The sequence below is a fragment of the Paenibacillus alkalitolerans genome, from assembly GCF_016482785.1.
In the GTDB taxonomy this organism is placed as follows: domain Bacteria; phylum Bacillota; class Bacilli; order Paenibacillales; family YIM-B00363; genus Paenibacillus_AE; species Paenibacillus_AE alkalitolerans.
In genome coordinates this window covers 16,643-31,897 of sequence record NZ_JAEMXM010000020.1, presented here as the reverse complement: position 1 = coordinate 31,897, position 15,255 = coordinate 16,643, and the positions used below count along the sequence as shown (strand labels likewise).

Annotated in this window: 15 protein-coding genes and 1 riboswitch; all 15 genes read left to right on the top strand. The window is 40.3% G+C overall.

Translation table 11 applies throughout. The annotated features are described in order from the left end of the window. Positions 1–8: 8 nt before the first annotated feature. The 15 genes from JET16_RS23125 to JET16_RS23055 all read left to right on the top strand — a co-directional run bounded on the left by JET16_RS23125 (position 9) and on the right by JET16_RS23055 (position 15,234). Positions 9–1,481 carry an O-antigen polymerase gene (locus JET16_RS23125; RefSeq protein ID WP_199620945.1) on the top strand — a complete coding sequence of 491 codons (1,473 nt, stop codon included), beginning with the start codon at positions 9–11 and terminating at the stop codon, positions 1,479–1,481. A gap of 5 nt (positions 1,482–1,486) precedes the next feature. Then, positions 1,487–2,614, top strand: a complete 1,128-nt coding sequence (locus tag JET16_RS23120) for a glycosyltransferase family 4 protein (RefSeq protein ID WP_199620943.1) — start codon at positions 1,487–1,489, stop codon at positions 2,612–2,614. A gap of 17 nt (positions 2,615–2,631) precedes the next feature. Next, a complete protein-coding gene (locus JET16_RS23115) occupies positions 2,632–3,828 on the top strand; it encodes a glycosyltransferase family 4 protein (protein ID WP_199620941.1) in 1,197 nt (398 codons plus the stop codon). Between the two features lie 44 nt (positions 3,829–3,872). Further along, positions 3,873–6,158: a glycosyltransferase family 4 protein gene (locus JET16_RS23110; RefSeq protein WP_199620939.1), complete on the top strand. Its 2,286-nt coding sequence runs from the start codon at positions 3,873–3,875 to the stop codon at positions 6,156–6,158. Positions 6,159–6,186: 28 nt separating this feature from the next. After that, positions 6,187–6,777 (top strand): WcaF family extracellular polysaccharide biosynthesis acetyltransferase, encoded by a 591-nt coding sequence (locus tag JET16_RS23105; RefSeq protein ID WP_199620937.1) that lies wholly within the window; start codon positions 6,187–6,189, stop codon positions 6,775–6,777. Continuing rightward, on the top strand, positions 6,749–7,978 hold the full coding sequence (locus JET16_RS23100; protein WP_199620934.1) for a glycosyltransferase family 4 protein: 1,230 nt from the start codon (positions 6,749–6,751) through the stop codon (positions 7,976–7,978). Before JET16_RS23105 ends, JET16_RS23100 begins: the two co-directional genes overlap by 29 nt. Positions 7,979–8,022: 44 nt before the next feature. Beyond that, positions 8,023–9,138 carry a glycosyltransferase gene (locus JET16_RS30945; RefSeq protein WP_199620930.1) on the top strand — a complete coding sequence of 372 codons (1,116 nt, stop codon included), beginning with the start codon at positions 8,023–8,025 and terminating at the stop codon, positions 9,136–9,138. 24 nt (positions 9,139–9,162) lie between these two features. Beyond that, the gene (locus tag JET16_RS23090) at positions 9,163–10,500 is read left to right on the top strand and encodes a UDP-glucose dehydrogenase family protein (RefSeq protein WP_199620928.1); all 1,338 of its coding nucleotides are present in this window, start codon (positions 9,163–9,165) and stop codon (positions 10,498–10,500) included. Positions 10,501–10,520: 20 nt separating this feature from the next. After that, entirely contained in the window at positions 10,521–11,900 is a 1,380-nt protein-coding gene (locus JET16_RS23085; RefSeq protein WP_199620926.1) for a sugar phosphate nucleotidyltransferase, read from the top strand. Between the two features lie 79 nt (positions 11,901–11,979). Then, entirely contained in the window at positions 11,980–12,261 is a 282-nt protein-coding gene (locus tag JET16_RS23080; protein ID WP_233532113.1) for a hypothetical protein, read from the top strand. Between the two features lie 9 nt (positions 12,262–12,270). Continuing rightward, a complete protein-coding gene (locus JET16_RS23075; RefSeq protein WP_199620925.1) occupies positions 12,271–12,771 on the top strand; it encodes a VanZ family protein in 501 nt (166 codons plus the stop codon). A 310-nt stretch (positions 12,772–13,081) separates the two neighbouring features. After that, positions 13,082–13,249, top strand: coding sequence for a hypothetical protein (locus JET16_RS23070; protein ID WP_199620923.1), 168 nt, complete (start codon positions 13,082–13,084; stop codon positions 13,247–13,249). Between the two features lie 84 nt (positions 13,250–13,333). Then, entirely contained in the window at positions 13,334–13,765 is a 432-nt protein-coding gene (locus JET16_RS23065; RefSeq protein ID WP_199620921.1) for a tetratricopeptide repeat protein, read from the top strand. A 12-nt stretch (positions 13,766–13,777) separates the two neighbouring features. Continuing rightward, positions 13,778–14,731 (top strand): LCP family protein, encoded by a 954-nt coding sequence (locus tag JET16_RS23060; protein ID WP_199620920.1) that lies wholly within the window; start codon positions 13,778–13,780, stop codon positions 14,729–14,731. A gap of 158 nt (positions 14,732–14,889) precedes the next feature. Next, a riboswitch (cyclic di-GMP riboswitch) is annotated at positions 14,890–14,971 on the top strand. A gap of 80 nt (positions 14,972–15,051) precedes the next feature. Beyond that, on the top strand, positions 15,052–15,234 hold the full coding sequence (locus tag JET16_RS23055) for a hypothetical protein (protein ID WP_199620919.1): 183 nt from the start codon (positions 15,052–15,054) through the stop codon (positions 15,232–15,234). Positions 15,235–15,255: the final 21 nt, after the last annotated feature.

The following is a 15,255-nucleotide window of genomic DNA, read 5'->3' as shown; positions in this document are numbered from 1 at the left end:
GGTGTGGGATGATGAAGTGGAGTTTAGTTAACAAACTGATTTTGTTAGCCATAGTTGGCATCTTTATAGGCTTAGGTTCGGTACTGCTTGGGTGGATCATTTCCGTTGGCGATTATGACACCAGAGTTAAGATATTAGCGATCATACTGGCCCTTATAAATGTATTACCAATCATGATAATGATCTACAAAAGAAAAGTTAACTTTTTAAATCCTTTAATCATATTTTTGCTTACTTTTTTTGCATTCTTCCCACTTAGAGCTATATATATTATTTGGAACAATGACTATTCTTTTATTAATATGCTGAATGCAAACAGATTTATTATTCATGAAGTATTAATTGTAATTATTATAAGTTTACTCTTCTTTTATTTGGGATACTGCTTAAATTTTGATAAGGTTGTAGTAAATGCGTTAAGGAAAAATAAAGTTGCTCAATCATTCTTTAATGCTAAAAATGTGATCAACCAAGACACTTACACTAAAGTAAACATCTATGCTAATTTGCTGCTTGTATTGTCATTGATCGGATTTTTGGTATTCGTTGTTGCACAAGGAAGTTTTTCAATTGGAAGAGGCGGCACTAAATTAGCTGGAGATAATGGGTACATTTATTTATCAATCAACCTCTTAATACCAAGTATCCTTCTAAAATATGCAGCCATTAAAGAAATAGGGAAAAAAAATATGACCGGCATCTTGTTATTGCTTGGAATGGCTTCATATTTGTATATGGTATTTGGAGGAAGATATAGACTCGCCATCCTCTTAGTTTCTTTTGGAATCTTGGTAACTTATTACAACAAAATTAGATTTGGCCGTATGATGTTTTTCTTTGGAAGTTTTGTGTTTACTTATTTGATTTCAGTCATAGGTGCCAACAGAAATAGATTATATGTCGGTTCTTCACTAAATCTAAATGTAGATCTAAAAGTAATAAATGAGAACTTTTTATCGTCTACTGGTGATCTAAATATCTTTGACACCTTTATTAAAGTTTATGAAGGGATTCCAAGCATACTGGATTATAAGTATGGGCAAACATTCATCTCATTATTATTGCAACCAATTCCTAGAGCGATCTTCCCACACAAACCGGAATTTGCATCAAAAATAATTATGGAGAATTTAATGCCTGAATTTTATGAGAAAGGAATCGGTTTTGCTGGATCGATATTAGCCGATTTTATGCTTAATTTTGGTGTATGGGGAATATTCTTTGGGATGATGGCTTCTGGTGTTGTTATAAAATTGCTGAATAAAATAAATCTAAATTCAGTCCAAAAAGTTCTGTTCTTTGCAATTTCAACAAGTGTTATTCCCTTCTACATTAGGGGAGAGTTTGTGGGGACATCGGTATGGTATCTGATTGTATTAATTCCGGTAATGTTGATTTTTAAAATGCTCTCAAAAAGTAACAATAATGATTCTAAATACAAACAAACAAAAACAAAAAATGTTCTTATAAGAAGCAGGTGAAGCTTGTGGGTAGACTTCTTCTCTTTGATACGATAAACACAGGACATCGACTAAGATATAATCAGTCCTTGATTAAGGGATTATTGAAACAATATGAAGTGTTATACGTTACAAAGACATGCAAGGAATTGGAAAGGAAATTAATTGATGATCAAATTGATTATCGGTTTATAAACACTAAGTTCAAATATTTCTTACTTCATGATCTTTCTTTATTATTAAGAGCATATAGCATTGCATACACGTATCATATCAAGCGATTACATATTTTGTATCTGGATAGCTTATTAATACTACTGTTATTAACATTCCCAATCATGTGTTTACTTAGATTGAAGATTAGCGGAACACTTCACTGGTATCCGAGTCGTTCGTACAAAAAAACTTTATTGCGCATATTAATAAGATTTCGTGTATTAGATAACATTGTTGTACACGGAGAGTACACCAAAAATAAAGTTATAAAATTACTGGATAAGAGGGATAGTTCAAGAGTCATATCGATCGTTTATCCCAATCTTCATGAAATACATGACACGAAAATCGAAAGTGTTCAAATAAAGGGGTTGGATGAATCAAAGTTTAAAAGACCTTATTTTTTATTATTTGGCGGATTGAGATATGACAAGGGGATTGACATTTTATTAGAAGCAATGAAATTGATTAAAGAAAAGCAGTTCACCGTTTTAATAGTAGGAAAGGAAGAATACTACACAAAAGAATTTATTGAGCATTATATAAAACAGTATAAATTAGTAGATAAAATTTATCTGAATTTAGAATACGTACCAGAACACGAAGTTCCTGTTTACTTTAACAAGGCTGATTCAGTTATTTTGCCATATCGTAAAATATTTTCAGGTCAAAGCGGACCTCTAACGGAAGGTGTGGCAAATTCAAAATTTATTATTGGTCCTAATCGCGGTGAATTAGGTTACACAATAAAACATTATAATCTAGGGTTTACATTCGAATCGGAAGATTCAAATAGTTTATCGGAGAAAATGAATGATTTTATTTATAGTTACGATCTAGGCCGAATAAACGTGAGCAGTATCAGTCAGTACAAGCAAGAAATAAGTGTAGAAACATTTGCAAAAAAATACCAAAACTTCTTTTTGAAAGAAGTATGATATGGAGAATACATGTGATGGTTAAGGTCATTCTCTCCTCTAACATTTTTCATTATAATTATACCGCAAGGGCTTTGCAAAATATGAGAGTACTTGAACGGTATATCGCAGGAGTGCAGTTTTCAAAGCAGAAGCAATTATTCAACATGCTTCCCTCAAAATATAGAAGCTATTTATTAGATCATGTAGATAAAGAACTTGAAAGTAAAAAGTTGAAGTCCCTTTGGGGAATAGAAATACTATATAAAATTTTATTAGGTGCATTTAAAAGTAAAAAAGATTATATTATCAAATTTCATAATATGCTGTTTGATAAAGTCGCAAGCCAGCAAATTGGCAAATGCGACTTTTTTCATTTTGTGAGCACCGTTGGGTATCATTCTGCGATTAAATCAAAAAAAAATGGCGCTAAGATTATTGTTGATGATCGAGCCCAACATCCAGTATTTTTAGAGCATCTTTTATCGGAAGAATGTCGGTTGCTCAATGTAAAAGATGAAAACATCGTTGTTCCTTTAAGAGACAATCTGCTTAAAGAGTATGCTCTTGCAGATTATTTTATCGTCTCTTCAACCTTTGCAAAACGTACATTTGTTGAACATGGTATTGATGAAAGCAAGATATTTGTATTGCCTTATGGTTTTAACGGAAATAAATTCTATCCGTTAAAGAAAGAGGATCATACATTCAGGGTGATTTATGTAGGGCAAATCATACCTCGCAAAGGAGTCACTTACTTACTGGAGGCATTTAATAAGTTTTCTAACAATAAAAGCGATACAGAATTAGTTCTAATAGGTAAAATCGATCCTTGCATGAAGGCCTATTTTGAAAACTTACCGTCTAACGTCATTCATCATAATTACATACCAAACCACGAACTTATTCACTATTACTCGAACTCCAGTGTCTTTGTTTTGCCATCCATTTCTGATGCTTTTGGGCTAGTTGTGTTAGAGGCAATGGGGTCTGGATTGCCGGTCATTGTTACAGAAAACGTTGGCGCAGCTGATGTAATTGATGAAGGTACAGATGGTTTTGTTGTTCCGATTAGAAACAATGAAGCAATTTACCAAAAGTTAAGTATGCTTTATAACGATAAAGACTTACAGCAAAGAATGAGCATGAATAGCATTAAAAAAGCAAAAATGTATACGTGGGATTATTACATGAAGAACCTTCAAAAAGTCTACAGCCAAATCATGCGATTATAAAACAAGAAACCGGTAAGTAACTGAAGGTCAAAGAAGGTGGAATCATGATAAAAACCCTCCTGCTCACAAATACGATCGCTCCTTATCGAATTCCTGTCTTAAACAAAATGAAAGAAAATGATGAAATCGAGTTAACGGTATGGTATTTAGAAGAACGGGAAAAAAACAGGCAATGGAACATAGATCATAAGGATATTAAATATGATTACGAATGCCTGCCAGGGATTCATGCTTTTATACAAAAACTTGATATGGGCGTGCACTTTAACCCAGGTATTTTTTTAAAACTGCTGAAAAAAAATCCGGATGTTATCATTACGTCGGGGTATGACTCACTTGGGTATTGGTCGGCCCTCCTCTACTGCAAGTTATTCCGAAAAAAGTTTATTGTTTGGTGGGGAAGTACCCTTGAGAGCAGTCGGGTTCAAAATCCAATTGTAAATCGAATTCGAAAGATATTCTTCAAATCGGCGGATTCATTCGTAACCTATGGCACAGAGTCAGCAAAGTGTCTAATGCATTACGGCGTCCAGGAGGAGAAAATTGAAGTTGGCTATAACACTGTAGATATTAGATATTTTCGTAATAAATATAATGAATACTTTCGAATTAACCGAGTACGCAATGATGAGAACATTATTAAGTTGTTGTTCATTGGCCAACTTATTGAGCGAAAAGGACTAGTACAAATCATTGAGGCTCTTAAACATGTAAACAATTCTTCCTGGGAGTTAAGAATTGTCGGATCCGGTCCGGATGAACAGAAGTTGAAAGAACGAGTCAAAGAGGCCGGGTTAGAGAGCCAAATCTATTTTGAAGGTTACAAACAAAAAGAGGAACTGATCAACTATTTGGTTCAAAGCCACTGCTTGGTGTTTCCTTCTTTGATTGAAGTATGGGGATTGGTTGTAAATGAAGCATTGGCTACCAATACTTTTGTATTAGCTTCCAAATACGCAGGCGCCACTAAAGATATCATTGTCGACAAGCAGAATGGTTTAATTATTGATCCGTTGGATGAGAACGATATACTGCGGGCTTTTCGCTGGGTGATGGAAAATCAAGATTATATTCGTTCCCAATGGAAATTGAGTTTTGGTTTATGGAGGAAACTTCATCCGTACTCATACGCACGAGCCGTTTCGGCCGCAATCAAGAAAGCATTTTCGAGAGGTAAAACTACAATGAAAAATATTTTATATATTCAACCATATGCAAGTCATGTAGGCGGAGTAGACACCGTCTTGTTGCAACTGGTTCAAGGATTGGACAAAACAAAGTATAGACCATATGTAGTGCTGCCCGCACCAAGTCCGTACGTTGAAAAATATGAGGCGGCCGGGGCAAAGGTATTGTTCTGTACATTAGCCGTATTCGGAAAGCCTACAGATGCAATGTACTATGCTCGAAACGCGGTAAATCTGCTTCGATCTATAGCTTCCTTAAGAAAGATCGTCAAGGACTATAAGATAGACCTCATACATTCGCACAAGATGGAGCTTATCGGCGGAAACATCGTCGGTAAGCTCCTTCGCATTCCAACGATGCAGACAGTCCATGAGCTGCCTAGAAATCCATTGGCAGCATATAAGTTTGTCGGTTACTTAAATCATCTCTTTAACGATAGGGTAATTGTATTGTGTGATCGAAGCAAAACCATGTTTCAATGGGGGAAACGAGAGTCCGACAAACTCATTAAAATTTATAATGGCATTGATATTCCTCGCGATAATCCGGCTAAGGGAACTGTATTGCGCGAAGAGTTGGGGTTAGCGCCCGAGGATAAAATAGTCATTACTGTAGCCAGACTGTCACCAATGAAAGGGATTGAGTACCTGTTAAAGGCGGCGTGTCTTCTACAAAACACAAATCCTGAAATCAAGTTTATCGTTGTCGGAGACGTTGCATTTGACACGGAACGTGAATATAAAGAACAATTGCTTGCATTTGCGAATCAAAATGATTTAAAAAATGTTTATTTTTTAGGATTAAGAAGGGATGTCCCGAATTTGCTCCGACAAGCGGATCTGTTTGTGCTTCCATCTGTGTACGATATATTTCCCACAGTTATATTGGAAGCTATGTGCGCAGAGCTCCCCATTGTGGCAACCGATGTCGGGGGTGTCCCTGAGATGGTAACAAAAGAAACCGGTATCCTGGTTCCGTCCGAAGACGAGCTTGCCATCCAAAAAGCGATTCTTGAGATATTTTCCTCTAACCCGAAAGAGCTTGGAAAGGCGGGGAAGAAATTGGTGCAGCAATCATTTACTCGACAAAAGTATGTAGATCGGACGACTGCTGTTTATGAGGAGCTAATGAAAATCGTATGAGAAAAATTTATCGTTTGGACTGGTACCTATGAAAAACGTTGTTCGATTGGATTTGTACGATCAAAGTTGGTATTCAAGAGGGAGAAGTAACTTAATTGTGTTGCTCTGGTGGTTTATACAGGGTACGTTGTTTCGGTATTCAATTCATAACATGTACGGTTGGCGAAGAAGCTTATTGCGGTTATTCGGTGCAAAAATCGGACGTGGTGTTCAGGTCAGAGCCACAGCCAAATTTACATATCCTTGGAAAGTGGAGATCGGAGACTATACATGGATCGGGGACAACGTTGAATTTTATAGTCTTGATCATATCCGAATTGGAAAGCATTGTGTAATTTCGCAAAACACCTATCTATGCACCGGCAGTCATAACATTCATGACCCTCATTTCGGATTGATAACAAAAGTAATTGCTATTCACGACGGTGCTTGGGTGGCAAGCGATGTATTCGTTTATCCTGGCGTAATGATCGGTGAAATGGCGGTTGTAGCGGCTCGAAGCACAGTAATGAAGGATGTCCCTCAAAATGAAATTCATGCGGGTTCACCTGCTAAGTTTCTAAAAAAACGGTTCGAAGAGGAGGGAGTGTATGAAAAGGAAAATAGTTTTTGTCATTAATTATTTTTATCCCGATTATGCTTCAACGGGCCAGTTATTGACGGAACTTTGTCTGGAACTTCAGCATAATTTCGACATAACTGTTATTGCGGTTCAACCGGAAGCTAAAATGAATAAAACGCAGAAATGGTTTGAAGAAGATCATTTGGAACAAATTAGAATTATTCGTGTAAGGAATTTTTCAGTAGATAAAACGAATAAGTGGAGCAGGATTAAATTCATTTTATCCTACTTTTTTTTATCTTTAGTTGCCCTAATGAAGGAAAAGCGCGTCTATATGGTCTACACTATATCCTCCCCGCCTATCCTAGGTGGCGCGATTGGGACAATTGGTAAAATATTTAAGAGGACAAAGCATGTATACAACATACAGGACTTTAACCCGGAGCAAGCGCAAGCTGTCAATTACTCGAATAAACAGTGGATTTATAAAGCGGCGAAATACGTTGACAACCTCAGTTGTAAAATGGCTGATCATGTGATCACTGTCGGGCAAGACATGCAGCAAACTCTTCTGAATAGATTCACCGGAAAAATGGTACCCCGTAACAGCGTAATTAACAATTGGACGAACGAGAAAGAGATAGTTCCGTATTCAAAGGATCATCCGATAGTAAATGAATTTTTACACAAACACAACTTGAACGATAAGTTCATTATTATGTATTCAGGCAATTTAGGTCTCTATTACGACTTAGAGAACATTATTAAAGTAACTGCTGAGTTCAAAGGCTCTCCAGACATTGCGTTCGTATTTATCGGTGACGGTGCTTCAAAAAATATAATGCAACAATTTGTTAAAGAAAATAATATTACGAATGTTCACTTTCTCCCATTTTTACCGAAGGAATTTATTAAATACTCTTTAAACGCAGCCGACGTACATCTTGTTGTCAACCAAAGAGGCATTAAGGGCGTATCCGTCCCGAGCAAAATTTATGGCGTAATGGCCTCTGGAAAGCCGATCTTAGGCGTCTTGGAGCGGGGAAGTGAGGCACATAGGCTGATTATGGAGAGTAAATCAGGGGTTGTGGTTGAACCGCAAGATTATAAAGGAATTGTGAGAGAGATTAACGTTTTTCGCCAGTTAGATAATAGGCAACTGGAAGAGATGGGGCTCAACGGAAGGCAGTACCTTGAACAGTATCTGAGGAAAGAAGCTTCAATACAAAAGTACCGTCAATTGCTTGAATCCGTCTAATCATTAATAAGGTTGGACGGGTTTTTCGGATGGGGGACGTGTTAGTGCACCGGATTATAGCATATTACATATCGGACTACGGTTACGGCCATGCATCCAGAAGTATCGCTGTCATCAGGCAATTACTGAAGCAGCCGTGGGTCTCGAAGCTGTATATTTGCACCTCTTTTCCAATGCAATTTATCATGAACTCTCTTGACGGATACAAGGAGAAACTGCATTTTCGGCATGTAAAGAACGATATAGGGTACGTACTGCAAGAAGAGTCGACTGAAATTGACACCATCAGGTTAAATCTTGAATTTGACCGATTTGTAGATAGCTTTCCTGAAGCTCTGCATCAAGAACAATGGTTTATGCAAGAAAAGAAGGTGGATATGGTGATTGCCGATATTCCGCCTATTCCGCTTCTTGCCGCCCGTACGCTTGGAATTCCTTCAATAGGTATTTCCAATTTTACATGGTATACGGCATATCGAAGGCTGATTCCCAACAACAAATTGCACATATTGGCCGAATGTTATCAAGCCATGGATTATTTCGCGGCGTTGTCAGGCGCGAATGAGCCAGTATGGAGCCGGTACATTGGGAAGTTTGATTTCTTTTGCAGACAAACCGACCGGTTGGAAGTGCAGCGGTTGCGAAGGTGGATAGACCCCGATGGAGAGAAGAAAATCGTTTATTTTGGCTTGGGTATGAAAGTTGATATCGCGTCACTATCATCACTTAAGCTGTGGGATAATGCGAATTGTGCGTTTATCGTTTCAAGCAACGTTCATGTCGATCGACCTAATGTATTTCGAATTCCGGAGAATTATGTTGAAACTCAGAATGTAATCGCCGCCTCGGATGCAGTCATTTCTAAAGCCGGCTGGGGAACCGTCAGCGAAGCGGTGGTAAATAATAAACCGTTAATCCTGTTGGATCGCAGGCACTTAAATGAAGATAACAATACGTTGCAATATTTGGAGAAACATAATCGCTGTGACATTTTGACTTGGCGGCAAATAAGCGAATTATGCATTGATAACGTTTTATTTGACCGATTATCATTACAAATCAAGAAAAAGGCGGATCACGTCAATGACGATAAGGAAATATTTCGCTTGATCGAAACGTTCCGAAGCTTATTGAAATTTGACACTGCTTTAATTACATAAACAAGAAAGAAGGGCGACGGAGCTATGAAACTTACTGTAATCGGCACCGGATATGTCGGATTGGTTTCCGGGGTATGTTTCGCGGATCTCGGCAACAACGTAACATGCGTAGACAAAGATAAGACAAAGATCGAAATGCTGCTTCAAGGCGAAGTGCCCATCTACGAACCGGGTCTGAAAGAACTGATCCAAAAAAATACCACAGAAGGACGGTTGTCCTTCACCACCGATATCTCCGCTCCGGTACAGGATGCGGAGATTGTTATTATAGCGGTGGGCACGCCGCAATCGCCGAGCGGGGAAGCGAATCTGCAATATATCGAGCAGGCCGCTCGAGAAATCGCGCTGGCGATGAACGGCTACAAAATCATCGTCACGAAAAGCACGGTTCCGGTTGGTACGAACGAACGAATCAAAGATATCATCGGCGAACTCACCGAGCATCCCTTCGATGTCGTTTCGGTGCCGGAATTCCTTCGGGAAGGCTCCGCGATACAGGACACGTTTCATCCCGACCGCATCGTTATCGGAGCAGAGCGCAAAGAAGCGGCGGAAACCATAGCTGTTCTGCACATGCCATTAACCGGAAAGATCATCGTTACCGACATTCGCAGCGCGGAAATGATTAAGTATGCTTCCAACGCCTTCTTGGCTACAAAAATATCCTTCATTAACGAAATCGCGAATATTTGCGAGAAGGTCGGAGCGGACGTTACGCTTGTGGCGAAAGCGATGGGAGAGGATCGAAGAATCGGCGGTTCCTTCCTGAATGCCGGCATCGGTTACGGCGGGTCGTGCTTTCCGAAAGATACCCACGCGCTGATTCAAATCGCGGGGAACGTAGAATACGACTTCAAATTGCTCCGCTCTGTCGTGGAAGTGAACCAAATGCAAAGATTTAATGTCGTGCGCAAGCTTCTCGAATCGGTTGGATCTCTTGAAGGAAAGACGATCGGAATATGGGGGTTGGCTTTCAAACCGAATACGGACGATGTAAGAGAGGCTCCTTCCTTGGAAATAATCCCCGCTTTAATCGGCCGCGGAGCGAAAGTAAAGGTGTATGATCCGATAGCGATGGATAAGTTCCGTAAAGAATACAACCACGAATCCCTCATTTGGAGCTCCGATGCGGTTGAAGCGGCGACAGAGTGCGATGCGATTTGTTTGTTAACCGAATGGGAAGAGTTTGTGAAGGTGGATTTGCAGCATATTGAGCAGGTTATGAAGCAACCGGTCCTGGTTGACGGCAGAAATGTATTTACCCAGAAGCAAATCGAGCAAACCAACTTTACATACTACTCTGTGGGCCGCCCGATGATGAATCGGTTGAACACGAACATTTTAAATTACATGAAAGCTTAAAACTAAACAGGAGTGATCCCATGAAACTCGTACTATTATCCGGCGGATCCGGCAAGCGGCTGTGGCCGCTGTCGAACGATTCGCGCTCCAAGCAATTTTTGAAAGTACTGACCTCGCCGGACAACGGACCGGAATCGATGGTGCAGCGGGTGTGGCGGCAGCTGGCGGCGGCAGGTCTGAGCAAAGACGCTTACATTGCGACAGGGAAAGCCCAGTTGGATGTGATGCAAAGCCAACTCGGATATGAAGTACCGTTGATCGTCGAGCCCGAGAGGCGCGACACGTATCCGGCCATCGCTCTGGCAGCAACGTACTTGTACTCGATTATCGGAGTGAAGCTGAATGAAGTTGTGGCGATCCTCCCCGTTGATCCTTATGTGGAGGAGCATTTTTTCGACAAGATCAAACAGTTGGAGAGTATCGTTGAAACCTCGGGCGTGGATTTGGCGCTCATCGGAGTAAAGCCCACTTATCCTTCCGAGAAATACGGCTACATCGTTCCCGGAACAGATCGGGCAATTCATCGACAAACGGAATATGTAACGGTCAGCCATTTTATCGAAAAACCCGGCGAAGACAAGGCGAGAGAGCTCATCGAGCGGCAAGCGCTTTGGAATTGCGGGGTTTTTGCATTTAAGCTCGAATATGTCATCAATCATCTGATCAATCACGGGCTGCCTATTCAATACGAAGAGATGCTGAAGCAATACTCCCGCCTCCCGAAAAACAGTTTTGATTACGCCGTGGTCGAGAAAGCGTTCCGTATTGCGGCGCTACCTTATGATGGCTATTGGAAGGATCTTGGCACCTGGAACACGTTGACGGAAGAGATGGCCAGCCGGCAAATCGGAAAGGGCATTATTACGGACGATTGCGCCAATACGCATCTAATCAATGAATTGGATCTTCCTGTAACGATACTGGGAATGTCCAATACCGTAGTTGCCGTAAGTCCAGATGGAATACTGGTATCCCAGAAGGAAGCGAGCCCCCGTATTAAAGATGCGTTGAAACATATGGAGCAGCGTCCGATGTATGAGGAGCGCCGCTGGGGTTGGTATAAGGTGCTTGACTACGGGAAGCTGCCGCAAGGCGGGGAAGTGCTGACAAAGCGCATCCATATTCAAGCCGGGAAAAATTTGAGCTACCAAATGCATTTGAACCGCAGCGAAGTGTGGACGATCATCTCCGGCTCCGGCGAATTTATGTTAGACGATAATTTGATTCCGGTGAAAACAGGAGATGTATTGCATATTCCGGTCGGATCAAAACACAGCATGCGGGCCGGGGCAATGGAAGATTTGGAGTTTATCGAAGTGCAGCAGGGTACCGAGTTGGTGGAAGAAGATATCGTTAGATTGGCAACCTCATGGGACGAAATCGTGCAATTATGCTCTTAGCGGACGTCAAACCCCTGGAATTGCTGCTGTTTCGGGGGTGATCCAAATCTGTTCGCAAGTTGGGGAGTTGAGTTCTTGTTTGCAGAAGAAAAAATACAATACGAAATGGGCGATTACCTATAAGGGTAAAAGTTACATAACCATTTACGGAAAGAAGAAAGCGTATGACATGTACGTCAAACTAAGCGCAAGCGTCGACGGGCTTGAAATCGTTCAAGCGGAAAAAAGAGAGAAGACGGCCAAAAGCAGAGAAGAAAAGCAAAAATACTGCAGGAGCTGGCGAGAGAAGAACAAAGATAAAGTGAAAGAATACAATCGAAAATATTATTTGAAACGCAAAGAATCAAAAAATTCAAACTGAAGGTGGTTCATGAGAAACCATATTTTCAACGGCGGCATTTTTATATTTGTCCTGGTTTGGATCGTGGTCATCTTTTATTTGTCATCGCAGCCTTATCAAAAGCAGACGATCATCCCGTACCTGAAGTCGCATTTATCGGAAAATTCTCTTAAGAATAAATTGCCTGATGTGACCATAAATTATAACAAAATCCATATCGTGGCTAAAAAACAACCATTTCATTTCATGGAATTTTTATTCAGGAAGTCGGCGCATTTCTTTGTATATGGAGTATTGGGATTGTTAATCTCGCTGGCCCTGAGTTCATATAAAGGAAATCCTGCTTGGAAAATATTTATCGTTGTGATATTTACAGCGATTATTGCCGTCATGGATGAATGGAACCAATCCGCGTCTTCTTCCCGAACGGGTGTAATTCAGGATGTCGGCGTCGACTTGGCCGGATCATGCATCGGGCTGGCGCTTGGGATGGCAATCGTCAAGTTGAAAAATCTAGGGCGGCGGGTATGATAATTTTTGGTATTAAGAATATCGTTTTTTTAAATAAAAAAATTGGATTTACAAAAAAATGTTATATTTCCGGACATAATATGCTGAAAAATTACTGGGTTCATTTCCATGATTCGACAGACTCAATAAGAGATCTTTATTATAATAGTCCTAGGCGATCGGAATTATCAGTTGCATAACTAATGATTGGGCGCTGAAACGTGTAGAAATGATTTCGTACAACCGGCCCTTCTACTGTGGAAAGAAAGTAGGCGGGTCTTTTTTTATTTACATAGATAATAACCAGTATCTTAGGAGAGAGGATGGTTTCATGATCAAAGAGGGTAAGGTTGTGGTAGAGCTTAAAGATTTGTTAGCTTCTCTTGGAATTGACTATGCGAAATGGCAATTGATTTCCCATCCCCCCGAAACCAATACCGATCAGGTACATATCACAAACACGCTGAATGTCATCAGTGAAAAAACTCCAAGTGCTTAGATACCATCATCTTCGCCATCTTAAACAACGGCTTGTCCTTATCTTGGGCGGGCCGTTTTTTTTGTGCGCATTAAGGAGGCCTGTATGGGACAGTCCGGGGCCAAGGGCCACAATTTTCGAAGTTATGTAAAGAAGAACATTATCCCGCTCCAAAGAAATCTATATATCAATCCGGCCGATCCGTATTACTACGAGAAAATCATTCAGTATATCGACCGGAATTCCCCTGAAGCACATTTTCATCTAGCGCAAAATTGTTTACAGTTGAACGATTTGGAGAAGGCGATCTACCACTTTAACCAGTGTATTCAAACGAATTCGCGTTTTTATTATAAAGCAAAATCGATATTGGAAAGACTGCCGCAGCCGGAACAGCTCAATGCAGACGTCAAGAATAATCTGATCCGGACGTATGGTAAACAGAAAATCCTCATTTTCCTCTCCGGAGCGGTATTAGGATTACTGCTGATGTTCTTGTACATCGCGTTCATCGTATTTCTCCTATCCGGCACTTAGAGGAGACTTGGTATGAGTAAAGGATTGAAAGTGTTTGTCACTATTGCTTTGGTCGTATTTGCTCTAATAATCGGAGGAACCGGGTATATAGGTTGGTCTTTATTAGACGGTAACAAACCGGACGATGCTCCGTCTCAAGTACGCGTCGTACCCCCTGCAGAGACCCTTACTATAGATACGACACCGAAGCTTGAGGTTCCTCAAATACGGACGACGGACGATATTATTGAATCGGCCGACGGAAAAATGTATATTTTGGCTCTCGGTATTGATACTAGAGGCGATGACTTTTCAGGCAGAACAGATACAATGATTGTAATTTCCATAGACAAGGCGAACGATCGTGTCGATATGATCAGTATTCCAAGAGATTCTTACGTACAAATAGCGGGAAAGGGCATTTACGATAAAATAAATCATTCTTATGCATACGGCGGTATAGAAATGTCTAAGAACACCGTAGAGAATCTTCTTGGAGTTAAATTCGACCATTATGTATTGTTTAATTTTATATCTTTCATGAAGGTTGTTGACGCTGTCGGCGGTGTTGAAGTTAATGTTCCATACGAATTTTCATACTCGGATACTAAGGGGGGTGTTATGAAGCTTACAAAAGGATTTCAAACTTTGGATGCGGAGCATGCATTAGCTTTTACAAGAATGCGTTACCAAGATCCGAAAGGGGATATTGGGCGTACAGCCCGTCAACAATTAGTGGTCAAAGCCGTAATAAATAAGTTAGTCAATTCTCCGGTTTCGCGGTATATAAGCATATATAATGCAGTAAAAAGCAGCATTTCTACAGATGTAAGCGTCCTTGACTTACCGGGCCTGGTTGGATATGTGAGAAATTACGAAACTGTAGAGATGCATACTTTGAAGGGGTCGGCTCTTATCATTGACGCTATTTATTACTATAAACTCGATAATAATGGAATTGACGAGATAAGAGATTTGCTGCAATAGTCACGTAGGCGGAATAGGTTTATCCGGTCTATCAAATTTCAATTCTTTAATATAATTAAGTAGACTTTAATAAATATTTATTTCTTTCGACAAAAATTTTCCACTTCGGTTTACATAGTTCGACAGACTTTGAGCAATATTTCTAGTATGATAGCCCTAAGTAAAGGAAGCGATGAGTTTCGTTCCTTATTTGGGCACCTGGGACGTTAGGAGCTGGTGGTGCAACCGACCTTTCTACTTGTGTGTAAAGTAGGCGGGTTTTTTTATTTTTAGAGAGAGAGAAATAATATTTCCCGGTGTGCGAGAGAAAGGATGAGCTTATGCGTTACGAAGGCAAAGTAGTGCTTGAAGTGAAAGAATTGCTGGTCTATCTTGGAATCAGCTTCGACAAATGGAAGGTGGAAGGCGACGTGCATAACGCAAAACTCCAAGATCCGACCGAATACCTGAGCGAAAACTCATATATCGGGAATATTGGATTGCCTCCTGGAGAATATACATAAGTCGAAAGCGGCTCCCATGCC